This window comes from Alteromonas sp. ABV4_515 (assembly GCF_056160345.1).
Window position 1 is genome coordinate 19,904 of sequence record NZ_JBSWWZ010000003.1, and the last position, 21,395, is coordinate 41,298.

Here is a 21,395-nt window from a genome sequence, read left to right on the forward strand (position 1 = left end):
AAAAATGAGGGTAATGAAATTAAGTGTGATTGTCACGGTTGTATTCAGCGCCAAGCTACTCGCATGCGCTTTACCTGGTGTAGAAAAAGCCGCCGCGCAGTATGCAAAGCATAACGCTCCTGGGTTTGTGTTTTTAGTAACGCAGAACAATATCGTAGTTTGTAAAAAAGCGGTTGGCTTAGCCAACATTGAACTTGGTGTGCCAGTTAACACCAACACGGTTTTCGAAATTGGCTCACTGACCAAGCTGTTTACTTCCACTGGGATTTTACTGCTGGAGCAACAGGGGAAACTGAACCGAAACGACCCGGTTAGACGCTATATTCCGGGGATCACATCACAAAAGTCACCAGTAACAATTGCGCATCTGCTTTCCCATACATCGGGCCTTTTCGACCCAATCAATGAACCTGAATTTCTTGCTACGCGAATCAATGATGATACAACCCTCGACAGCCTGATCCAGGAATTTAAAAATGGCCGATGGGAATACGAACCGGGTCAACATGTTATTTATAGTAATGTTGGTTACAGCATGCTCGCCTCTATCATTGAAAAAGCATCTGATATGCCATACGAAGAGGCACTTCAGAAGATGATCTTTCGCCCGCTAAACATGCAACACACCCACCAGGCGAGCTTTCAGATTGTCAAAGGTAAGGCCACCGGATATACATTTGATGGCGACACACCACGACAACACGATTTTCTAAACTGGCGCTGGGCGTTTGGTGCAGCCGATTTACTCTCGACAGTAGACGACCTGAATACTTTTAATTCTGCATTAATGCAGGGAAAACTTCTTAACGCAGAACAGCTTTCCGCTCTCACCCGTCCTATTGCGCTAAATGACGGTTCCCAGGTTCCTGGTTCATACAATTACTCAATAGAAAAAGTGGGTGGGAAGCGCGCGCTGAGAATGAATGGCTCGACCATGGGCTATTCCAGCCATAGTGCTTATCTGCCAGACAGCAAAACCTTTGTTGTTGTGCTGAGCAACAGCGATGGTATTAATGGCGGCGGTTGGAGTGCGCCTGAAGTGATTACCAATAGCATAATCGCCGCTATTTCGTTTGATGAAAGCACAAAGCCCGAGAAATAAAGGTGCGTAAAGGTTCTGCAAATCAATAAACCTCCGCTCACGCAATGAGTCGAAACGTTGATTTTATTTTCACGGAATTTCTTATGCTCAGAAAGAAACTGATAGTTAGCGTGCTTCTTGTTACTGCCACAGCGGCCGCACTAGCACAGGCAGCAGAGAATCGTAAACAACCACAAATCCCGCAGGAAGCTTATGATGCCTGTGCCACGGCTAGCGAACAGGATAGCTGTGCGATGTCCGGCCGGGAGGGTGAAACCGTAGAAGGCGTGTGCATGGCGCCACCGCCCGATGCAGACAGTGATGAACTGGCTTGCCGCCCAAACAACATGGGCGGCGGTGACAGACGCCCACCGCCACGGGATGATGATTAAGCGCTTAACGCAAAAGCCTATTGCTTAACAATCTGCTCCATCACCCGGTTAGTTCGTGCTGCGGACTCACCGGTTGAATCGCATTCAGTACCGTTAATTAAATTGCCAACAATGGCGGTGATTAGCGGCTGCTGGATGTGCTTAGGAAGTTCGAACTCGAGTACTAATGGTTCACTGCCAGTTTTGTGCAAGGTCACCACGCCTTTTCCAAACACAGGGAATTCAATCACCCCTTCACTGCCGTTGATCTGAACGCGATCACACTCGGCACTTTGGGCGGCACTGAAACACCAGTTACCACTGCCGAGCACACCATTATCAAACTGCCAGCAGGCAGTAACGCTGTCTTCCGCATTATACAACCCGCCCTGATTGGCGCTCAGACCGCTGGCTGTTGCAATGGGGCCGAGCAGGAAATCCAGCAGATCGAGTTGGTGAGACGCTAAATCATAAAAATAGCCGCCTCCGGCAACCTCAGGGTTTACCCGCCAGGGTTTATCGATGTTATTGAGTACCTTTGGGCGCACCGACTGCATTAGGCTCACATGTACCTGTCGCACGTCGCCGATTTCCCCATTATCCAACCATTTTTTCAGCTGCAGAAAATTCGGCAAATAGCGGCGATAGTAAGCCACGAACAATGGCAGGTCTGCCTGTTTACAAGCAGCAATCATTGCCTCACATTCCTGATAAGTTCGCGCCATAGGCTTTTCCACGTACACAGGTTTTCCCGCTGCAGCTGCTTTTAAGGCATAAGACAAATGACCATTCGGAGGTGTGGCGATATAAATCGCATTGATATCGGGGTCGTTAATCAATGCGTCGGCATCGTCGTACCATTTGGGTACATTGTGACGCTGCGCATAATCCTGCGCGAGTTCGCCAGTGCGACGCATCACAGCGACCAGCTCACTATTTTCAATCAACTGCATGGCGGGGGCGCTTTTCACTTCGCATACGTCACCTACACCAATAATGCCCCACTTCACTTTGTCCAAAATTTGCTGTCCTTATTTTTCGTTATGATGCTCTGAATTGTTGCTTAAACGCATCTTTATAGCGTCGTGATAACATCAGTTTGTGGCCGTTTTTCAGGGTAATCTCACCATCGCCACTTTGCAGGTAACTGATATTGTCGATAGCGTGATGTTTCACAGCATAGCTGCGATGTATTCGGCTGAACCCAGCTTGTTGCAATTTTTCAACGGTGCGGGCTAAAGTGCCGCGCAGTGGATAAATCCGCCCTTCACTGTGAAGATTCACGTAATTGCCTGCTGATTCCATCCACTCAATATCGCTGACCTTTACCAGAAACTCTTTGTCTAACTTTTTGACCAACAGATGCTCAGGTATTTTGCTTTCCGCTTCTTGTTTTTCAATTTCAGGCGTGGATTCGTTGCTTATTAAATTAGCCTCTCCCTTCAGGCGGCTATAGATAAACTGATAAATCTGGAAGATAACGAAAAAGTTGATGTAGCCCCACACGTCCTTACGATATTCATAAAAAAACTCTGACCAGAAACGACCAAACTGATAATCCCCGTTTTGCCATCCGTAAACCAGCTCGCGGAATCCTACCATCAATAAAACATGCAGCAGTGAAAATACCAGCGAAGCAATAAAATGAAGCACCAGTTGCCGTGAGATCCCAGTGAACCTGGGAGGCATCATACTGAACCAGTAAATCAGCAGCGGCGCGACCATAAAAACGGCCAGCGCACTGGTGTATTCCCAGGTGAAGGGTTCCCACAGCGCAATATCAGCTGCACCGGCACGGTTGTGTTCGGTCCACACCGACAGTGCATTAATCGTATTGGGGATCAGTAAATAGGCGGCTAATATCAGCATTAACCACCACGTCCTGTGGTTGTTGAAGCGCTCAAAAGTCATTGTTAAAAATCTTATCCCTCATAGCCACCGCTTATCCCTCAGGCCTTTCCTTCCGGCATCTGGCGATTGGCTGACAGTCATAAATTACGCATTTTATAACCCTGACTTTACCCTGAGGAGCAGGTATGACTCAAATACAAACTGGCCGTCGCTTTGACATCGATGCGCTGCGAACCCTGGCTTTTCTGGTGTTGATTCTATATCACACTGGGATGTACTACGTGGAAGACTGGGGCTGGCACATCAAAAGCCCGGCGACTTATGCTGGGTTACAGGATGTAATGTTGCTGGTGAACCAGTGGCGCATGTGTCTGCTATTTATGATCAGTGGTATAACGCTGGCACTGATACAAGAAAAGTACCGGCCGCTTACGCTAGCAGGATTGCGAACCAAACGTCTGATCATCCCGCTGATATTTGCTATGTATATCATTGTTCCGCCACAGCTGTTTTACCAGCTGCAACTCAGCGGCGGTTATCAGCAAAATTATCTTACTTTCTGGCGGCTCTATATTAACGCGCCAGCCGACTTTTTCCCTGAATTGCAAAGTGACATCGGCCTGTTAACCTGGAATCACCTGTGGTATCTGCCTTATTTGTGGACCTATACCATCGTTATGCTTGCCGTAGGGGGCGGTCTGAAAGCGCTGGCACAATCACCCATCATGGCGCGACTAAATTTATGGCAGATTTTCACTCTTATTGTCATTTTGCAGACCGCAACCTGGCTGTGTTACGGCCATTATTTTCCCACTACTCACGACCTGATTAACGACTGGTATTCGCACAGTAAATATCTGCTCGCGCTATGCGTTGGCTTCATGTTGATAATGCATCGTAACTGGTGGCAACAATGTATCGATAATCGCTATACGCTGCTCTGTATTGCGATGGGAGGCTACCTGTTCGTGCTGACGGATCATCACGGTTTATTGCCCATGACGGATAACGCCTGGTCTGACTGGGTACAGGGGGCTTATTCAGTTGTCTACTTTATTAATCGTTATGCCTGGCTTTTTGCGATACTCGGATTCGGCGGCCGCTATCTTAATCGTCCGTCTGGACTATTAACTTACGCCAACAAGGCGGTATTGCCCTGGTATATTTTTCACCAGACACTCATTATTATTTTTGCCATGTGGCTGCGCCCGCTGGCCCTTAACGATGCAGTAGAATTCATCCTGTTAATTTCCGCCACAATAGCAGGTTGCGCCATAGGCTATGAACTCGTGCGCAGAACCCGGCTAACCCGCCTGTTCTTCGGCTTAAAATCCACTTCGCCATAACTGGGGTAAACTTCTGCATCATCATCACGTATGATGTGCGGCCAATAATGACAAGCAAGGAGTAACCATGTCTGCCCATGTACTAATGCTGAGCAGTTCCCGGGTAGGGAATGAAGATTACCTTGAACACGCAAAACCCTTTATGCTCGACCACTTAGGCGAAGTGCGCGACGTGCTGTTCGTTCCATACGCCGGTGTGACCATGAGTTTTGATGAATACACCGATAAAGTGCAGGCGGCGCTGCCAGACTTTAACGTGACCGGCCTGCATACCTTTGATCACCCAGAGCAGGCAGTGATGGAAGCGCAGAAAAACCGCACAGCGATTCTGGTGGGGGGCGGTAACACCTTTAATCTGCTGAGCTGTCTGTATCGCTATGGTCTGATTGAAACCATTTGTACGGCCATTAACGCGGGCACACCGTATATTGGCTGGAGTGCAGGTTCGAACATCTGCGGGGCCACTATTCGCACGACCAACGATATGCCCATTATTGAACCGCCGTCGTTTAATGCACTAGCATTACTTCCCTGCCAGTTGAATCCGCACTATTCCGATTATCATCCGCCGGGCTTTAACGGTGAAACCCGTGATCAGCGACTGGCTGAATTCACTACGCTGAACCCAGATACACCGGTGCTGGCTATACGTGAAGGCACGGCGCTGGTATTGTCGGGCGGCAAGCTGATGTTTAAAGGCGAGCACGGCGGCTTTATCTTTGTAGATAAAGATAAAACCCTGATTAATGACGGTGATGATTTATCTCAGTTCATGCACCAGTGAGTGTAATGCCGCTACGGTGTCGTCACCGGCACCGTAAGGGATTTCCGCCAGCATAGGTGCTGGCATAGCGGCTTTGAGGGTAGCCAGATTTTCCTGGTACACCGGCATGTCTGGGCTCAGCTGATTGGCAATCCAGCCTCTGATGTTGAGTCCATCGTGCTGAATCGCTTCACAGGTAAGCATGGCATGATTAAGGCAGCCAAGACGCATGCCCACCACCACAATCACATCCAGCTTCAGAGTTTTCACCACATCAGGCATCCACAAGTCATTACCAAGAGGTAAGCGCCAGCCGCCCGCACCTTCCATGAGCAGAACATCCGGTTGTTTATCTTGTAAATGGGTAAATCCAGCAATCAGGGCTTCCGAGGTAATCGTTTGGTCAACCTGAGCCGCAGCAATATGTGGTGCGATGGGTGGCATTAGCGCAATGGGATTCACTTCGCTAAGCGAAACCGGCAGTGACGAAGCGGCATGCAGCGAGCGCGCATCTTCGTTGCTCATTTCGCCATCCACCAGCTCACAGCCAGCAGACACGGGCTTGTAGCCGACAGATTGTAAACCCGCTGCGGCAGCGGCCTTCAGCAACAATGAAGACACAAAGGTTTTACCGACCTCAGTATCTGTGCCGGTAATGAAATAAGACGTGATCATTTATTTTTCCAGAGAAAGATGAAGAACGTGATAGGTCAGTGAAAGCTGGCCGTCAGCATTCCTTGAAAAAGCAGCATCCAGCGCTTGCAACTGAGCGCGGGTCATTGGAGAAGTGTCGCGGTTATTCAGAGATAGTCCTGCACCGGCTTTGGTAATGGACCGCAGCAGCGCGCGAATATTATCGAAGCAATCTGTGTAGGTTGTCACTTCAGAATGTACCGTTCTGAGTCCTGCCAGCCCCGCGGCTTTTTCCCACACCAGCGCACTGGGCAGTGTATTGACGCTGGCGGTTAATCCAGCATCGCTACGCGCTTGTGCCAGCTCTTGAAACGAACCCGCCACCATAATAGCAAGTTGGCCGCGACCACCGGTTCTCAGCACTCTCGCCACTTCTGCAATAGCCTGTTGTGGTGACTCGCTCCACTGTAATGCCATGGAAGAAAACACGCCGCCAAACTCACCGGCTTCAAAAGGCAACGCATCGGCATCGCCTTCACAAAACATAATGGTGGGATAATCCTGGCGGGCTTTTTCCAGCATAGCGGGGGCGATATCGAGGCCGGTTACCGCTAAACCACTCGCCGCCAACCGCGCACTCTCACGGCCAGTGCCACAGCCAATATCAAGAACGCTGCCAACATCAGGGGAATTTCGGTTGGTGCCTGCTAATTGCAAAAGTAAGGCTTCACGAGCATCGCCAGCAATCTGGGCCTGAATATCAGCAACCTCATTGTATGTAGATGCGGCACGACTGAACCGGGTAGCAATGGCCTGCTTTCCAACACCTGTTTGCGTTTCAACGTGCTTGTCCAAATGCGTGGCTACAACGTGTTGACTGCTCACACCGACTCCATGGCCAGCATTAACGCATCCACCAGCACATCAATATCTTTTTCACTGTGCGAAGCGCTCAGCGTAATGCGTAAACGGTCGGACCCTTTCGGCACGGTGGGATAGCGAATAGCAGGTACCCAAATGCCCCGCCGTTTTAACGCATCAGACAATGCCAGCGCTTTATGTGGGTCGCCACAAATTACCGGCTGTATGGCACTTTGCGATTCAGTCAGGGTTAGCCCCTGCTTTGCCGCCACGGTGCGGAAATGGCTGATATTTTCGGCGAGTTTGCTTCGCTCTTCACCGCCAGCGATGACTGTGAGTGAATATAAGGTCGCAATGGCCTGAGAAGCCGGCATTGCCGTGGAATAAATATAGTGACGGGCGGTGTTAACCAGATAATCGATAAATGCCTGACTGCCAGCCACAAACGCGCCCGCCGTACCAACGGCTTTACCGAAGGTGCCCATGAGCACAGGCACATCCTGCTGGGATAACTGGTGAAGTTCTGCTGTGCCGAAACCATTATCTCCCAGCACACCGAAACCGTGTGCATCGTCCAGCATCAGCCAGGCGCCTTTGTCGGCACACTGTTTTACCAGCGTGTCCACTGGCGCACTGTCACCGTCCATGCTGAAAACCCCTTCACTTGCAACCAGGGTATCGCCCTCACAGCTATCCAGCAGCGTCTGCAGATGCGCAGTGTCGTTATGACGAAAACGTTTGAAAGACGCCTTGCTTGCCAGCACGCCATCAATGAAGGATGCGTGCATATATTTGTCGGCAATGACATTGCCACTATTGGAAAAAAGGGCCTGACAAATCGCCTGATTCGCCGCAAAACCGGAGTTAAACAGCAACACCGCTTCACGCTGCAGGTGCTCTTCCAGATAACCTTCCAGCGCTGCATGGGCTTGGGTGTAACCGGTGACCAGTGGCGATGCACCGCTGCCACCACCAAACTGCGCCAATCCTTCTACCCAGCTTTGCAGCACGCCGGGGTGCTGCCGCATGCCAAGGTAGTCGTTGCTGGCGAAGTTCAAGTAGTGCTCACCGTTCACGCAAATCACGCCGTCTTTTTCATATTCAACAATATGACGACGACGCAGATACCCCGCTTCCTGCTTCTCTTTCAGCGCGGTATCAATATATTCAAATGCCATCAGGCCTCCGTGGCTGCCGGGGTTTTCGCTGCGGTCTTCGGTGCAGTGGCATCATAGAATAAATCTGCCGGTGCCGACTGCGATGCGATCTCTTCCTGAAGTGCCTGTTCATGGGCTTCATCAGAGAATTCGCGGGTACGCTCGGCATTAATACCCAGCTTACGGAACAAGAGTACGTCTTCGTGGGTATCCGGGTTTGACGTAGTCAGCAGTTTACAGCCATAGAAAATTGAGTTTGCACCGGCCATAAAGCACAGGGCCTGCATTTGCTCATTCATATTCTCACGACCGGCAGACAAACGTACGTGTGACGCTGGCATCATGATTCGCGCTACAGCGATGGTGCGGATAAATTCGAACGGCTCTAAGTCGTCCACTTTATCCAGCGGTGTACCTTCTACTTTCACCAGCATATTAATAGGTACACTTTGTGGCTGTTCTGGCAAATTAGCCAGTTGCATCAGCAGGCTTGCACGATCGTCGGCAGACTCGCCCATGCCAACAATGCCACCAGAACATACGTTCATACCGGCATCGCGCACATTCTGCAGCGTATTTAAGCGGTCGTCGTAGGTGCGTGTGGTAATGATGTCGCCATAGAATTCCGGCGAGGTATCCAGGTTGTGGTTGTAGTAATCCAGACCTGCCTGCTTCAGTGCGATGGCCTGCTCACGGGTAAGCATGCCCAATGTCATACATGTTTCCAACCCAAGCTTTTTCACCTCAGACACCATCTGGGTTACATACGGCATATCGCGGTCGCGAGGGTTACGCCAAGCTGCACCCATACAGAAACGGGTGGAGCCAGTGGCTTTGGCCTCTTTGGCGCGCTCGATAACTTTTTCAATTTCGAGCAGACGTTCTTTCTCCAGACCGGTATCATAGCGTGCGCTTTGCGGGCAGTATTTACAGTCTTCCGGGCACGCGCCGGTTTTAATCGATAGCAGCGTGCTCACCTGAACCTCGTTCGGATCGAAATGCTGACGATGTACGGTCTGGGCTTTAAACAGCAGATCATTAAATGGTAATGCGAAAAGTGCCAGAACTTCCTTACGGGTCCAGTCGTGGCGAATGTCTGTCTGAGTGTGTGGTGCGGTCGACGCGATGGCCATGCCCTATCCTTTACTAATGAGAAATGCTGGCTTAGTCTATTCGCAGCAATCGAGTTGTCAACTCTGACCAATTTAAAACCTTTACCAATGGCTACATTTTGAGCAATATTGAATTTGATCGCCAGCATATCTGGCACCCTTATACCTCTGCCATCTCCCCACTCCCCTGCTTTGAAGTGACCGGCGCTAGCGGGGTGGAAATCCAGCTTGCCAGCGGCGAGACGTTAATCGATGGCATGTCGAGCTGGTGGGCTGCCATTCATGGCTATAACCACCCAGCATTGAATGACGCTGCCAAAGCGCAAATCGACAAATTCTCCCATGTCATGTTTGGGGGTCTCACCCACGACCCGGCGGTGTCTTTGTGCCGGCAATTGCTGGATATGGCACCGGATGGCATGAATCGGGTGTTTCTCGCTGATTCAGGCTCAGTGTCGGTAGAGGTGGCGCTTAAAATGGCCCTGCAATACTGGGCCTGTCAGGGTCGTCCGGAAAAACACCGCATTCTTACTCCGCGTAATGGCTATCATGGCGATACCTTTGCTGCCATGTCGGTGTGCGATCCGGTAAACGGCATGCACAGTTTATTCTCCGGTGTGCTGAGTAAACAGGTATTCGCCCCGGCTCCGCAAACCCGTTTCGATCAAACCTTTAGTGAAGACGACATTCTGCCGCTGCAGGAATTGTTTGAGCGTCATCATAATGAACTCGCCGCGCTGATTATTGAACCTGTTGTTCAGGGTGCAGGCGGCATGCGTATTTATCATCCCGAATACCTCAAGCGCTGCCGACAACTCTGCGATGCTTACGATGTGCTTCTGATCTGCGATGAAATTGCCACCGGGTTTGGCCGCACCGGCAAATTGTTCGGCTGCGACCATGCCCATATCAGCCCGGATATCATGTGCGTGGGCAAAGCGCTCACTGGCGGCTATATGACGCTGGCGGCCACAATGTGCTCAGAAGATGTTGCACAGGGCGTATGTCAGGGTGAACCGGGCGTGTTCATGCACGGGCCCACTTACATGGGTAACCCGCTGGCCTGTGCGGTAGCGAATGCCAGCCTGACGTTGATCAATGAAGGACACTGGCAACAGCAGGTTGCTGGTATCGAAAAGCAACTGCAAGCCAGCCTGCCTCGTTGTAAGGAACTACCCGCCGTGGCAGATGTGCGCGTGCTGGGTGCCATCGGCGTGGTGGAAACCAAACAGCCGGTAAACATGGCGCATCTGCAGAAGTCATTCGTCGAAAAAGGGATCTGGATCCGCCCCTTCGGTAAACTGGTTTACATCATGCCACCGTACATAATCAGTGAATCTCAATTAAAGCGGCTGACCGACGGCATATATGACACTCTCGCCAGCCTGTAAGGACAAACTATGCATGTACTGGCACGGGTTATTGACAAGTTATTATTTGCAGCGCTGTTTATTACCGCGCTGCAGGTGCCTATTCTTGCCGATCACTACCGTCAGTACCTCGCCGGATACTTCGATGCCACCCGTGAGCAAGTAGCTGAATTAGAAGTTCTTGCCAGACAGTTCAACTACCCGTCGGTAGACGCGCTGATTGACAGTTTGAAACAGAATGCCGACGCAGTAGTACGGGAAGATGCCGCCAATAAATCCGATTTATTGGTACGACTGGCGGAAGCCGATGAAGGCCTCACCAAACTGAACAACGGCAATTATTTCCAGCAGGCCAGCTACATGTTTGCGCCTAGCCGTCAGGACACCCTTGTTCGGGTGCTAGATAATTTCGCCCCGTCTATACCGCTTACCCCAACCGCCATTGTGTTTAGTCTGGCTACTGCGATTTTGATTAACCTGCTGGTCATTTGTCCCTTCTGGGCCTGCCGCCATGGTTATCACTGGTATCGGGATAGGAAGCATCGGGTTAGGTTTGGGTAAAAGCGTAAGCCTGAAAATCAGGCTTACTTTTCAACTTCGTTGTTAATGCTCAGCAGGCGCTTTACCCGGTGCAGGTTTCCGAATAAATAACATCAGTGGAATTGCCAGAATATAAACAATGCCTAACCACAGAAACAGGTCGTTAAACGACAACACATAAGCCTGTGTTGAAACCCGCTGTGCCAGTTGTTTAACCGCAGCCGCCGCAGGATCGCTTACCATGCCGGTAAACTGCATTTGAGACTGATAAAGTGTATCGACCACCACGTCCCGTGTAGAGTTTATGGCACCAATCAACTGCTCCCAATGATAATCGAAGCGAACATCGCGGATGGTATCCATGGTTGCCAACCCTACCGCACCACCAAGATTTCGCATTACGTTGAACAACCCAGACGCATTGCTGATTTCATGCTGCGGAAGTGTTCCCATGGCGATACGTGTCACCGTTAATATGCACACCAGTAAACCGGCACCGCGCACAATTTGCGGCAAGAAGAAAGCATCAAAGCCCGCATCCGCCGTTAGTGTGCTGTTGAGTATAGCGCCCAGGCCGACCATAAACAGGCCATAAGTTAACAGTAGCCTTGGGTCAATTTTATCAGACAGCTTACCCATAACCGGCGCGCTGAGGAACATGGTCGCCCCGGTGACAAACATAATTTCGCCAATTTGAAGGCTATTAAACTGTCGCACCGTACCGAAAAACATGGGCATCAGATAAACCAGACCATACAGCGCCACCCCAACCAAAAAGCCCAACCAGGTGCCAAGGGCAAAGTTACGATTACGGAATACTTTAAGGTCAACGATGGGCATCTCTACCGTGAGGGTACGCCAGAAAAATGCGATGGCTCCCAACACACATAGCGTGCTCATAAAGATAATTTCATGGCTAGCAAACCAGTCTTCACCCGGTCCTTCTTCAAGGACAAATTCTAGCGAGCCCAGAAACAGCGCCATAAAACCGAGCCCCATGAAATCTATCTTTTTAAACAACGAGAAATCCGGTTTGTCGATATCAAGATACATCCACACCAGCACCGCCGCCACGATACCGGGAACGATATTCATCAGGAATAGCCAGTGCCAACTGAGCGAGATAGTAATGTAACCCCCCAGAGTCGGACCAATAGACGGCGCGGTAGTAGCAATCATGCCGATGAGCGCCTGTATCACTCCCATCATCCGTGGCGGCCACAGGCGAAAACTCAACGCATAGGCAATGGGGATCATAGCACCACCAACAAACCCCTGAATCGCGCGTAGCACAATCAACTGATCGATAGTTTGTGCCATGGCGCACCCCAGGCTTGCCAATGTAAAAGCGCTACAGCTGATCACAAAGGTAAGCCGGGTTGAAAGCCAACGGGTGAGCATGCCGCTAAGCGGGATCATTACCACTTCGGCAATGAGATACGCGGTTTGTACCCAGGAAATTTCATCTGGCGTGGCCGACACGCCAGCCTGAATTTCATTCAGCGAACTGGCCACAATCTGAATATCGAGAATGGCCATAAACATGCCGAGAATGGCAGCAAAGAATCCGAGCCGATGTTTAAAATCTGGCAAACCCTGTTGTGTAGACATAAATCCGCTCTGTTACTGCAATGAGGTAAGCGAACTGTTGTAAGGTGTATCACTTTCCGTCAAATAGGAAATTTGCTTGTGAAATGTCCGGGTATCTACCCCTGGTACCACTGATAATCCGGGGCGTAGCAATGGCAACGATGCTTCTGGCCCGGTCACACGTATACGTACCGGCACGCGCTGAACAATCTTATTGAAATTGCCGGTGGCGTTATCAGCAGGTAACAAACTGAATTCTGTGCCCGACGCTGGCGCGAGGGATTCAACAACACCGGTAAACTGAATATCTGGCGCAGCATCTACGTGCAAGGTAACGGGCTGTCCTGCTGACATATTACCGATTTGTGTTTCTTTAAAATTGGCAACCACGTAGACGTCCGGCAGCGGAACCACATAAAGTAAAGTTTGGGCAGGCTGCGCCGCACTGCCAACCCGGGCGCCGAGATTGCCAACAATGCCGTCAACCGGTGCCACAATACGGGTTTTCTCCAACTGATTACGTGCATAGTCTCGCTGTGCCACAAGCACATTCAGCTGCGCCTTTGCGCTATCAAACTGCACATTCAACACGTCAATCATTTGCTCTGCTGCCGCTTTGCTGGCAATGGCCTGATCGACCTGTGCTTTTGCCACCAACATGGCAGCTTCCGCATTCTGTACCTGCTGTCTGGAATCAAACGATTGCTTCTCCAGCACTTTAAACCGGTTCAGTTCCAACTCGCTGCGATTCAGTTCAGCGTTGGCCGCATCGATACTGGCCTGTGCTTCTGCAATGGTTTTGTCCTGCAGGTTTATCTGGGCTTTCGCATTCGCAATTGCCGCACGCCCCACTGCTAGCTGCGCCTCCGCTTCACTTACCTGCGCCAGATAATCCCCTTCATCTAACTGGATCATCACGGTTCCCGCTTTTACGTGCTGGTTTTCATGTACCAACACAGCTTTTATGCGCGCCGATATTTCCGGACGAATGGCGATGCTGTCAGCCTTAACGTAAGCATTATCAGTTTCCTCGATAAAGCGTCCGTCTTCATACCAGTACCACGCTTCGTTTGCGATAAACGAAACGGCGATTAACCCGGCAAGTGACAAAATGAGTGTTTTAACTGACGGCATTTTCTTCTCTACATCTGCAACTAAAAAGTGTAACGTATATTACACTACATTTTTATTGGCGACCAGACTTCGGTGATAGGTCGTTGATTACTTATTTGATAGACTCCCGTTTCGAAATTAATAAAGGTATTCCATAGCAGTTATGCCAAAATCAGAAAACTTGCCTGACGACTCCTACACGCCCCGGGAAAAAGGGCTACAGCGCCGGAATAAAATTCTGGACGCAGCGGAAGCCTCCTTCATTGAGAACGGTTATGAAGCCACCAGCCTGCAGGAAATTATGTCGAAGGCAGGCGGTTCCCTAGCCACCCTCTATAGAATGTTCGGAAATAAAGAAGGCTTATTTAAAGCCATCATTGAACGGGCAACGGAAAATTTAACTGACTCGGTATTACCACTTGATGCCGACGATCAAGAGCCTGAAAAGGTACTCAATGCACTGGGCATCGCGTTTATTAATGTTCTCACCTCGCCTTATGTCGGCGCGATTCACCGGCTTTTGATTTCAGAATCAGCCCGATACCCCCAACTGAGAGAAATTTTCATGCAAACCGCGCCAGAGCGAAACTTGCGCCGGGTTGAAGATTATCTAAGAAAGTTGAACCAGCACGGTTATCTGGAAATTAACGACTGTAAAATTGCGGCAGAACAGCTTGTCAGTTTGTTCAAGGGCACTATGCACCTGCGCTCGGTGCTGGGTGAAGAAGTTATTTTGTCTGAAGATGAAAAAGCCCACTACGTTGAAAGCGCAGTATCGTTGTTTTTGAATGGATGTAGGGCTGATAAGTGAATTACGGTTGAAAGGAGTAAATTGCAGAAACACTCAAATAAAATATCAGAAACTGGCACATAGTCATGTGTGAGGTATAGTTATCCAGATAATCATGTCGGGAATTCAAGGATGAGTAAGACTACGTGTTACTGTGAATTCTCTATAAGAAGATGTTATGTGAACAGGAGGTTCCAGTGAACAAGGTAGTCAAAGAACGCTTCGCTGAATATCCGGAAAATGCTCGTTTTAGGCTAGAGGAGCTAAGAAATATAGTCTTTCAAATCGCATCTGATTTGGAGCTGGGTGAAGTCGATGAAACTCTAAAGTGGGGTGAACCCAGCTATAGTGTAAAAACAGGCAGTCCGCTAAGAATGGACTGGAAGCTGAAATCTCCTAATAATTATTACCTGTTCTTTAATTGCCAAACTAAGTTAGTCGATACATTTAGAGAATTGCATGGTGAAGAACTAGTGTTTCAGGGAAACCGAGCAATAGTTCTGTCGTTATCGCAAGTGTTACCAGAAGCAGCAATCAAGTCCTGTTTAGAGTTAGCTTTAACCTATCAGCAGCGTAAACATTTGCCTCTTTTGGGCGTGTGAAAAATTCACATTACAAAGCGTTCAAGAGGGACAGTCAACGCGTGGCAACTTTGGCTTAAATCTTGGCAATTGTGTTTAAAGTGGTATATTGAGGTTTGGTGGTAGCGCGTTGCTGCCCCTTAACGCCGCGTTATGCTCTTATTTTTAAATGGATTTTATTATGAACTCAGGCATTAAAATGGATATTTTGTTCGCTGGGTTGTTGCTTATTCCTATTGTGGTATCAGCAGTACCTTACATACAAAATAAACTGGTCTCTTACACAAAAAATATGCAATCTACGGCTTATGCATTGCCAATATCTGTTTATTTGATTTATAACATTTCGGCTGAAAGCAATATCGCTGGAATCTTCGGTCTATGTATTGGTTACTCACTTTTCTTTTTTACCTATGCATTAGCTATTTCTCTACTGGCTAATGCTAGAAAAAACAAAAAGCATGGTTAATTGGATGTTTTGTTCAATTTGGTAGAACACAATAAACTGCTGTAGTCGATGCTGGGCCGCTACTAATTTCAGAGGCATACTTAGCAATTGCCAACAGCAAGCCATCAGTATCCAGCATCAAGCTGAAAGCAAGCGGTAGCTCTGAAGAAAGTAAGTGTAAAAACGTATAACAAAAAATTTAAGTCGCTCGCGGGCGAGCTGTGACACAAACTGAAACGACAGAGTTGGTCGCCTTTTTCTTTACCTTCTTCAAGTCGAGCTATACCTCAGACTCTCGAAGTTTATAGCGAATATCCATCCAGGCTTTACCCATGTGATTTAATCCTCGTTGGTCGCGGCCAATTCCCCAGAAATAATCGTATTGTGACGTTTCCACGATCAGCTTGTCTTCGGAAGCCATTAACGCCTCCCGCACCTCTTCATACATTTGTACTTTGGTGTAAAAGGCTCGCCTTATCAGCACCGGAGCTAGTGTTTTGTATTCTGCTATTTTCAGACGATACCAGGCTTTGCCATACGCGAAAGCTCGCTCGCCAGTAGCCATTGTCGCTACGGTAATGGCCTGACTGTCGCTTCGTAGTGTCTTAGCCTGGAGATAATGCTCGCAGGTCAGCCAGTTTTGCTGTTCTAGTACAATCGGGTGTGATGAGCAGGTTGACAGTGGGTCGTCCAAATCAAAACGGGAAAACTGACGTGCGCTTTCCATCTCGTTATTCGTATTAAACAAAATCAGTCCGTTACAATGCAGAAGTTAAAACCAGTATAAAGAAAACCAGCCCGGATAACATTTTCAAATCAGCAGTAAAAAGACGGTCAGTACTCGCAAAGTACTGACCGGTTCTTTATCGCGTTCTCTTAGAAAGCATTAAGATTAATGCAATACCCTAAGATGCCTCTAGGTCGGATTCGGCCTGCGCCAGCATGTTGAATTCCTCCTCCGGTGTTTTCGCCACCAGTCGGTTTTTGCTGTAGAGGAAAAAATACAGGCTGCCCACAACAAACAGGATGAGCGTGTAATTAAATGCGCGAGGATCAAAGGCATACACCCCGGTCAATGCCACTATGGAAAGTAATAGCGCGATAGCCGACGTCACAATGCCTCCCGGCGTTTTGTAAGGTCGAGCCAATTCAGGCTGTTTTACCCGTAGCAAAATATGACTTAGCGCCATTAGTGCATAGGATACTGTTGCGCCAACAACCGCCATGGCAAGGATTAAGTCTCCCTCGCCGGTGAGTGAAACCAGAAAACCAAATATACCAGGCACTATTAATGCTCGCGACGGCACTTTGCGTTCACTGGTCACCGACAGGCTTTGCGGTAAATACCCGGCTCTGGATAAAGCAAATACAAGGCGACTGTAGCCATAAATAATAGAGAAAAACGATGCGATTAGGCCAGCAAGACCGAGTACATTCACTACAGTCGCGAGGGTACTGTTCCCGGTTGCTTTCAGCGCGTCGACCAACGGCACGGCACTGCCTCCTATAGCTTCTGCACCCGCTGCGCCAGCTAACAGAAAGACCACCAGTAATGCAGTAAACAGCAGAAAGATCATTGCACCGATAATGCCCTTAGGAACATCTTTCGCGGGGTTCTTCGCTTCTTCAGCAGCCAGCGGTACCCCTTCTACCGCCAGAAACAGCCACATGGCAAACGGCAACGCCGCCCAAACACCGTACCATCCAAGTGGCATAAATTCCGTTGCTCCGGCCGCCCCCGTCACGGCTATATCGAACAGATTAGTCGTATCGAAGCTACCCACCAGTGCGATGCCGGTGGCAATGATGGCAAAAACCGCAAGGCCACTAATCACCATCATCACTTTCAGGGCTTCGCCCACACCCGCAAGGTGAATACCAATAAAAGCGAGATAGAAAATGGCGTAAACCCAAGGGCCGTTAAACCCAAGTAGCTCCTCTACCGCTGCACCAATGAAAATCACAATAGCGGCCGGTGCCAGCGCGTACTCGATAAGTACAGCCAATCCAGTAAGGTAGCCACCCACCGGCCCCATTGCCTGACGGGCAAAACTGTAACCGCCACCCGCGGCAGGTATGGCTGCAGACATTTCTGCCAGCGATAGCACCAGCGTAAAATACATCAACGCCATCAACACGCCGGCAATGGCAAAGCCGCCCCAGCCCGCTTCAGCGATACCAAAATTCCAACCTGCAAAATCACCGGAAATGACGTATGACACACCCAGGCCTGCCAGCAGGATCCAACCTGCGGTGCCTCGTTTTAGCTGGCGTTTTGCTAGATATTCCTGATTGAGTTGTTCAGACATATGGTTCCCCAATTATTGTTGTTCTGATTTGTCTTCGAGCGGGCGGATGAGAAATGAACGGGATGTTGAATCAAGTTCAAGCACATCATCCTCGCTGCGATCTTTAAGCTTTACGCCAGATAGCTTTCGCTGCCTGGATTCATCAAGCAGATAAAACGCTTTGCGCGCGGCATCTACCGGTTTGAGGCCCGCCGGGCGCACATTTGAAATACAGTTACGCATAGCATCGTTAAGCCCTTTGCGCGGCCCCCAGGTCATGTACAAACCGAGGCTGTCGGGCGAGCTCAGGCCGGGGCGCTCTCCCACCAGCACCAACACGATAGAGGCGTTCAGTAGTTCACCGACCTCATCACCAATGGCAACCCGGCCTTGTTCAACAACGGTGAGCGGAGCCAGGGTCCAATCGTCTTTACTGTTATCCAGCTGCTCACACAGCGCAGAAATAAATGGTAGTGTGTTCTGCGCCACCGCGGTGGAGGACAGCCCGTCGACAACCACCAATGCAAGATCGAAAGACGGTGCCGGTGAGTCGAAACACTGACGTAATCGCTCAGCCGAATCTTCATTAAGCAATCGCCCTAAATCCGGGCGTTGCAAATAGGCCATTCTGTCTTCAGCCTGGGAATGCAGGCGGATGGGAGCATCGAATCCCTCATCGATAAATGCTTGCTCAAGGGCATCGAGATCCAGCGGAAAGTGCACTGCATCCCGCGCCTGAGCGTGAGAGAGCTGAAACGCAAGTAATTGTTCGGTAGGCAGGCTCACACCTGCGCGTCCCAGGCCAATGCGGGCATCAGTAAAGCTGCGAAGTTGCTGCCACGGATTCTCAGTAATAAAATTAGGCTTTTTCATCAACGGCCTCCGGACTTACGTGAAGGTGCGGCAAGAGAATGGCGAAAGGCATCTGGCATACTGTCTGCCAGAATTGCCTGACCGGCATTTTTCATAATCTGCATTTTCTCCAGCCACTCTGCGAATTGTGGTGAAGGCTTGAGCCCCAGCACGCGACGGGCATACAGCGCATCGTGGAATGAAGTAGTCTGATAATTCAGCATAATGTCGTCGGAGCCGGGTATACCCATCACAAAATGACATCCCGCGACACCCAGTAAGGTAAGCAGGTTATCCATATCGTTCTGATCAGCCTCAGCATGATTGGTGTAACACACGTCGCAACCCATAGGCACGCCGAGTAACTTGCCGCAGAAATGGTCTTCCAGACCCGCCCGGATGATTTCCTTGCCGTCGAACAGGTATTCAGGGCCGATAAACCCCACCACCGTATTCACCAATAGCGGATCAAAATGGCGGGCTACCGCGTAAGCACGTGCTTCGCAGGTTTGCTGATCCAGGCCGTGATGCGCATCGGCCGACAGTGAACTTCCCTGCCCGGTTTCAAAATACATCACGTTGTTGCCGAGAGTGCCACGGTTTAGCGAGTGCGCTGCCTGCTGAGCTTCTGCCAGCGTATTTAAATTAAACCCGAAGCTGCTGTTAGTGCCCTCTGTTCCACCAATGGACTGGAAAACCAGATCAACTGGGGCGCCCTGCTCAATACACTCAATGGTATTAGTAACGTGAGTAAGTACACAGGACTGCGTGGGGATTTGATAACTCTGAATGACATCATCCATCAGTTTCATCAGCTTAATGGCCTGCGTCACATTGTCTGTGGCCGGATTGACGCCAATCACCGCATCACCATTCCCGTAAAGTAAGCCATCAAGCATACTGGCGGCTATACCGTTAACATCGTCGGTAGGGTGATTGGGTTGCAACCGCGTTGACATATGACCAGGCAAGCCAATTTGATTACGAAACGCCGTGAGCACACGGCATTTCTTGGCCACCAGTATCAGGTCCTGGTTGCGCATTATTTTGCTTACCGCCGCGGCCATTTCCGGCGTGATCCCCGCTCGAACATCGCTCAGCACTTCTGTTGTGGCTTCATCGCTTAACAGCCAGTTCCTAAAGTCCCCCACCGTCAAGTGTGAAATCGGTGCAAAAGCTTCAGCATCATGAGTGTCAATGATGAGCCGAGTCACTTCGTCTTCTTCATATGGCACCAGCGCGTCGTTCAGAAACTGCTTTAGCGGTACCTCTGCCAGGCACATCTGAGCAATAACACGCTCTTCCGCCGAACGGGCAATAACGCCAGCGAGTCGATCGCCGGAACGTGCCGGGGTGGCTTTTGCCATCAGTTCAGCCAGATTTTTGAAGGTGAATGTATGATCACCAAGGGTATAACGGTACACGTCATATTCTCCTTACTGTAACGAAAGATGGACCAATGAAAATTATTGGCTTGCACCTGACACACAGATTTTGTTCTAATTCTTAATACTGAATGCAGCGAGAGCTGTACCACGCCAATATCAAATTTTGGCAATATTTTAAAAATCACTACCTATCAGGATGTTAGAAGTGAGACAACAGGGAAAATGCGTACTCCAATGAGGTTTTAAGCCGATGAAGCCGTCAGATAACGATCACGTCGCACCATCTAAGTGCATCTACACGGCCAGGGATGCACAAGAACAGGCAGAAAATCTGGTCAACTGGCAGCAGCGCTATGATCAGATCAGTGCGGGGGCTTTTTCGGGCGTCATCGAGGAATTACCGTTTGAGGATCTTCAGGTGTTCAAGGAAACCACCAGCCAGTCACTTCGACAGCAATGCAAAGTAAGAGCGGATGCCATCTGGCTTGGTCTGCCGGTACGTTCTTCGCAGGACCTCCTTCCCCGCATCAATGGACTTGAAGTTAGTGATAATCAACTCATGTGTCAGCCGGGTGCGGTTGATTTTGAACTGGTTACACCGGATGAATTTCAGATTTATGGTGTGGTGATATCAACCTCGACACTGCGAAAGGCTGCGGAAACACTCGGAGTTACAGTGCCGGATATATCGGCTGAACAAGCGAAGGTCTGTCTTACACAGGATCAGGAGCTGCGCCTTTCTCAGCATATTGACCTGTTGCTCGCGTTGCAGGTCCAGAAAGATAATCACTCAATCCCTGTAGCAATACAAACCGAAAGATTCATTCAGACGCTGCTGGAAGTACTGACCATTCCCCACTACGACAAATCAGCCCCGCGGAGCTACGAGCAACGAAAGCGAGTGATTGAAACCGTAAAAGCCTATATCGAAGCAAACCCTGACAAAGCCATGACTATAACAGAACTCTGTGAAGCTGCTCATGTGAGTCGGCGTACGTTGCAATACAGCTTTGAATCGCAACTTGGGATGAGCCCCCTTCAGTTTATAAAAACGAGTCGCCTTAACCAGGTGCACCGTGACCTGCTTAACGCAAAAACAGGCGCCAAAATTTCAGACATCGCAATTCAAAGGGGATTCTGGCATCCCGGACAGTTCGGCCGGGATTATCAGAAGTTGTTTGGCGAAGTGCCTTCAAAAACCCTCGCTCGTTCGGTGAGAAGAACTTAGCTATCTCGCTGTAACAATAACTCGTTTAAATC

The 21,395-nt window shown here is 49.7% G+C and carries 22 protein-coding genes; 10 read left to right on the forward strand and 12 right to left on the reverse strand.

Annotated elements, in window-relative coordinates; translation table 11 throughout:
- Nucleotides 1-13 precede the first annotated feature (13 nt).
- The gene (locus ACXAGX_RS07770) at nucleotides 14-1,102 is read left to right on the forward strand and encodes a serine hydrolase domain-containing protein (protein ID WP_474837591.1); all 1,089 of its coding nucleotides are present in this window, start codon (nucleotides 14-16) and stop codon (nucleotides 1,100-1,102) included.
- A gap of 83 nt (nucleotides 1,103-1,185) precedes the next feature.
- Complete coding sequence (locus tag ACXAGX_RS07775; RefSeq protein WP_474837593.1) at nucleotides 1,186-1,473, forward strand: hypothetical protein; 288 nt, start codon at nucleotides 1,186-1,188, stop codon at nucleotides 1,471-1,473.
- A gap of 17 nt (nucleotides 1,474-1,490) precedes the next feature.
- Here ACXAGX_RS07775 and ACXAGX_RS07780 read toward each other — a convergent pair whose 3' ends face one another.
- Nucleotides 1,491-2,462: a Gfo/Idh/MocA family protein gene (locus ACXAGX_RS07780; RefSeq protein WP_474838095.1), complete on the reverse strand. Its 972-nt coding sequence runs from the start codon at nucleotides 2,460-2,462 to the stop codon at nucleotides 1,491-1,493.
- 31 nt (nucleotides 2,463-2,493) lie between these two features.
- Nucleotides 2,494-3,321: a LytR/AlgR family response regulator transcription factor gene (locus ACXAGX_RS07785; RefSeq protein WP_474837595.1), complete on the reverse strand. Its 828-nt coding sequence runs from the start codon at nucleotides 3,319-3,321 to the stop codon at nucleotides 2,494-2,496.
- Between the two features lie 167 nt (nucleotides 3,322-3,488).
- Between ACXAGX_RS07785 and ACXAGX_RS07790 the strand changes: the two genes are divergently transcribed.
- Together ACXAGX_RS07790 and pepE are read left to right on the forward strand one after the other, a co-directional pair.
- Nucleotides 3,489-4,649 carry an acyltransferase family protein gene (locus tag ACXAGX_RS07790; protein ID WP_474837596.1) on the forward strand — a complete coding sequence of 387 codons (1,161 nt, stop codon included), beginning with the start codon at nucleotides 3,489-3,491 and terminating at the stop codon, nucleotides 4,647-4,649.
- Nucleotides 4,650-4,716: 67 nt separating this feature from the next.
- Entirely contained in the window at nucleotides 4,717-5,433 is a 717-nt protein-coding gene (pepE, locus tag ACXAGX_RS07795) for a dipeptidase PepE (RefSeq protein WP_474837597.1), read from the forward strand.
- Here pepE and bioD read toward each other — a convergent pair.
- From bioD to bioB, 4 genes are read right to left on the reverse strand one after another with little or no spacing between them, the layout of a single operon-like run.
- Complete coding sequence (gene bioD / locus ACXAGX_RS07800) at nucleotides 5,410-6,084, reverse strand: dethiobiotin synthase (protein ID WP_474838097.1); 675 nt, start codon at nucleotides 6,082-6,084, stop codon at nucleotides 5,410-5,412. The two genes, pepE and bioD, sit on opposite strands and share 24 nt — an antisense overlap.
- 3 nt (nucleotides 6,085-6,087) lie before the next feature.
- Nucleotides 6,088-6,930 (reverse strand): methyltransferase domain-containing protein, encoded by an 843-nt coding sequence (locus tag ACXAGX_RS07805; RefSeq protein WP_474837598.1) that lies wholly within the window; start codon nucleotides 6,928-6,930, stop codon nucleotides 6,088-6,090.
- Nucleotides 6,927-8,084, reverse strand: coding sequence for an 8-amino-7-oxononanoate synthase (bioF, locus tag ACXAGX_RS07810; protein WP_474837600.1), 1,158 nt, complete (start codon nucleotides 8,082-8,084; stop codon nucleotides 6,927-6,929). The genes ACXAGX_RS07805 and bioF overlap by 4 nt, the downstream gene beginning before the upstream one ends.
- Nucleotides 8,084-9,196 carry a biotin synthase BioB gene (gene bioB, locus ACXAGX_RS07815; RefSeq protein ID WP_474818089.1) on the reverse strand — a complete coding sequence of 371 codons (1,113 nt, stop codon included), beginning with the start codon at nucleotides 9,194-9,196 and terminating at the stop codon, nucleotides 8,084-8,086. Before bioB ends, bioF begins: the two co-directional genes overlap by 1 nt.
- A 98-nt stretch (nucleotides 9,197-9,294) precedes the next feature.
- Here bioB and bioA point away from each other — a divergent pair, with 98 nt between their 5' ends.
- Together bioA and ACXAGX_RS07825 are read left to right on the forward strand one after the other, a co-directional pair.
- On the forward strand, nucleotides 9,295-10,566 hold the full coding sequence (gene bioA, locus ACXAGX_RS07820; protein WP_474837602.1) for an adenosylmethionine--8-amino-7-oxononanoate transaminase: 1,272 nt from the start codon (nucleotides 9,295-9,297) through the stop codon (nucleotides 10,564-10,566).
- A 9-nt stretch (nucleotides 10,567-10,575) separates the two neighbouring features.
- Nucleotides 10,576-11,106 (forward strand): DUF2937 family protein, encoded by a 531-nt coding sequence (locus ACXAGX_RS07825; protein WP_474837604.1) that lies wholly within the window; start codon nucleotides 10,576-10,578, stop codon nucleotides 11,104-11,106.
- A gap of 42 nt (nucleotides 11,107-11,148) precedes the next feature.
- On the opposite strand, the gene ACXAGX_RS07830 is transcribed toward ACXAGX_RS07825, so the two are convergent.
- Both ACXAGX_RS07830 and ACXAGX_RS07835 read right to left on the reverse strand, forming a co-directional pair.
- A complete protein-coding gene (locus ACXAGX_RS07830) occupies nucleotides 11,149-12,696 on the reverse strand; it encodes a DHA2 family efflux MFS transporter permease subunit (protein ID WP_474837606.1) in 1,548 nt (515 codons plus the stop codon).
- Nucleotides 12,697-12,708: 12 nt separating this feature from the next.
- A complete protein-coding gene (locus ACXAGX_RS07835) occupies nucleotides 12,709-13,809 on the reverse strand; it encodes an HlyD family secretion protein (protein WP_474818085.1) in 1,101 nt (366 codons plus the stop codon).
- Between the two features lie 142 nt (nucleotides 13,810-13,951).
- On the opposite strand from ACXAGX_RS07835, the gene ACXAGX_RS07840 reads away from it, so the two are divergent.
- The 3 genes from ACXAGX_RS07840 (at nucleotide 13,952) to ACXAGX_RS07850 (ending at nucleotide 15,628) form a co-directional block, all read left to right on the forward strand.
- Complete coding sequence (locus tag ACXAGX_RS07840) at nucleotides 13,952-14,599, forward strand: TetR/AcrR family transcriptional regulator (protein ID WP_474837608.1); 648 nt, start codon at nucleotides 13,952-13,954, stop codon at nucleotides 14,597-14,599.
- Nucleotides 14,600-14,775: 176 nt separating this feature from the next.
- Nucleotides 14,776-15,180, forward strand: a complete 405-nt coding sequence (locus ACXAGX_RS07845; protein WP_474837610.1) for a DUF1801 domain-containing protein — start codon at nucleotides 14,776-14,778, stop codon at nucleotides 15,178-15,180.
- Nucleotides 15,181-15,340: 160 nt separating this feature from the next.
- Nucleotides 15,341-15,628 (forward strand): hypothetical protein, encoded by a 288-nt coding sequence (locus ACXAGX_RS07850; RefSeq protein WP_474818082.1) that lies wholly within the window; start codon nucleotides 15,341-15,343, stop codon nucleotides 15,626-15,628.
- 259 nt (nucleotides 15,629-15,887) lie between these two features.
- Here the strand turns inward: ACXAGX_RS07850 and ACXAGX_RS07855 are convergent, their stop codons facing one another.
- The 4 genes from ACXAGX_RS07855 to ACXAGX_RS07870 form a co-directional block, all read right to left on the reverse strand.
- Nucleotides 15,888-16,355 (reverse strand): NADAR family protein, encoded by a 468-nt coding sequence (locus tag ACXAGX_RS07855; RefSeq protein WP_474837612.1) that lies wholly within the window; start codon nucleotides 16,353-16,355, stop codon nucleotides 15,888-15,890.
- A gap of 157 nt (nucleotides 16,356-16,512) precedes the next feature.
- The gene (gene eat, locus ACXAGX_RS07860) at nucleotides 16,513-17,916 is read right to left on the reverse strand and encodes an ethanolamine permease (RefSeq protein ID WP_474818080.1); all 1,404 of its coding nucleotides are present in this window, start codon (nucleotides 17,914-17,916) and stop codon (nucleotides 16,513-16,515) included.
- Nucleotides 17,917-17,928: 12 nt separating this feature from the next.
- Entirely contained in the window at nucleotides 17,929-18,768 is an 840-nt protein-coding gene (gene eutC / locus ACXAGX_RS07865) for an ethanolamine ammonia-lyase subunit EutC (RefSeq protein ID WP_474818079.1), read from the reverse strand.
- The gene (locus ACXAGX_RS07870; protein WP_474837614.1) at nucleotides 18,768-20,171 is read right to left on the reverse strand and encodes an ethanolamine ammonia-lyase subunit EutB; all 1,404 of its coding nucleotides are present in this window, start codon (nucleotides 20,169-20,171) and stop codon (nucleotides 18,768-18,770) included. The genes eutC and ACXAGX_RS07870 overlap by 1 nt, the downstream gene beginning before the upstream one ends.
- Nucleotides 20,172-20,385: 214 nt before the next feature.
- Between ACXAGX_RS07870 and ACXAGX_RS07875 the strand changes: the two genes are divergently transcribed.
- Nucleotides 20,386-21,363, forward strand: a complete 978-nt coding sequence (locus ACXAGX_RS07875; protein WP_474818077.1) for a helix-turn-helix domain-containing protein — start codon at nucleotides 20,386-20,388, stop codon at nucleotides 21,361-21,363.
- Nucleotides 21,364-21,395 lie beyond the last annotated feature (32 nt).

Coding starts and splice junctions, on each gene's coding strand:
- ACXAGX_RS07770 (WP_474837591.1), top strand. CDS start 14: ATGAAATTAAGTGTGATTGTCACGGTTGTATTCAGCGCCAAGCTACTC.
- ACXAGX_RS07775 (WP_474837593.1), top strand. CDS start 1,186: ATGCTCAGAAAGAAACTGATAGTTAGCGTGCTTCTTGTTACTGCCACA.
- ACXAGX_RS07785 (WP_474837595.1), bottom strand. CDS start 3,321: ATGCTGATATTAGCCGCCTATTTACTGATCCCCAATACGATTAATGCA.
- ACXAGX_RS07790 (WP_474837596.1), top strand. CDS start 3,489: ATGACTCAAATACAAACTGGCCGTCGCTTTGACATCGATGCGCTGCGA.
- pepE (WP_474837597.1), top strand. CDS start 4,717: ATGTCTGCCCATGTACTAATGCTGAGCAGTTCCCGGGTAGGGAATGAA.
- bioF (WP_474837600.1), bottom strand. CDS start 8,084: ATGGCATTTGAATATATTGATACCGCGCTGAAAGAGAAGCAGGAAGCG.
- bioB (WP_474818089.1), bottom strand. CDS start 9,196: ATGGCCATCGCGTCGACCGCACCACACACTCAGACAGACATTCGCCAC.
- ACXAGX_RS07825 (WP_474837604.1), top strand. CDS start 10,576: ATGCATGTACTGGCACGGGTTATTGACAAGTTATTATTTGCAGCGCTG.
- ACXAGX_RS07830 (WP_474837606.1), bottom strand. CDS start 12,696: ATGTCTACACAACAGGGTTTGCCAGATTTTAAACATCGGCTCGGATTC.
- ACXAGX_RS07835 (WP_474818085.1), bottom strand. CDS start 13,809: ATGCCGTCAGTTAAAACACTCATTTTGTCACTTGCCGGGTTAATCGCC.
- ACXAGX_RS07840 (WP_474837608.1), top strand. CDS start 13,952: ATGCCAAAATCAGAAAACTTGCCTGACGACTCCTACACGCCCCGGGAA.
- ACXAGX_RS07850 (WP_474818082.1), top strand. CDS start 15,341: ATGAACTCAGGCATTAAAATGGATATTTTGTTCGCTGGGTTGTTGCTT.
- eat (WP_474818080.1), bottom strand. CDS start 17,916: ATGTCTGAACAACTCAATCAGGAATATCTAGCAAAACGCCAGCTAAAA.
- eutC (WP_474818079.1), bottom strand. CDS start 18,768: ATGAAAAAGCCTAATTTTATTACTGAGAATCCGTGGCAGCAACTTCGC.
- ACXAGX_RS07875 (WP_474818077.1), top strand. CDS start 20,386: ATGAAGCCGTCAGATAACGATCACGTCGCACCATCTAAGTGCATCTAC.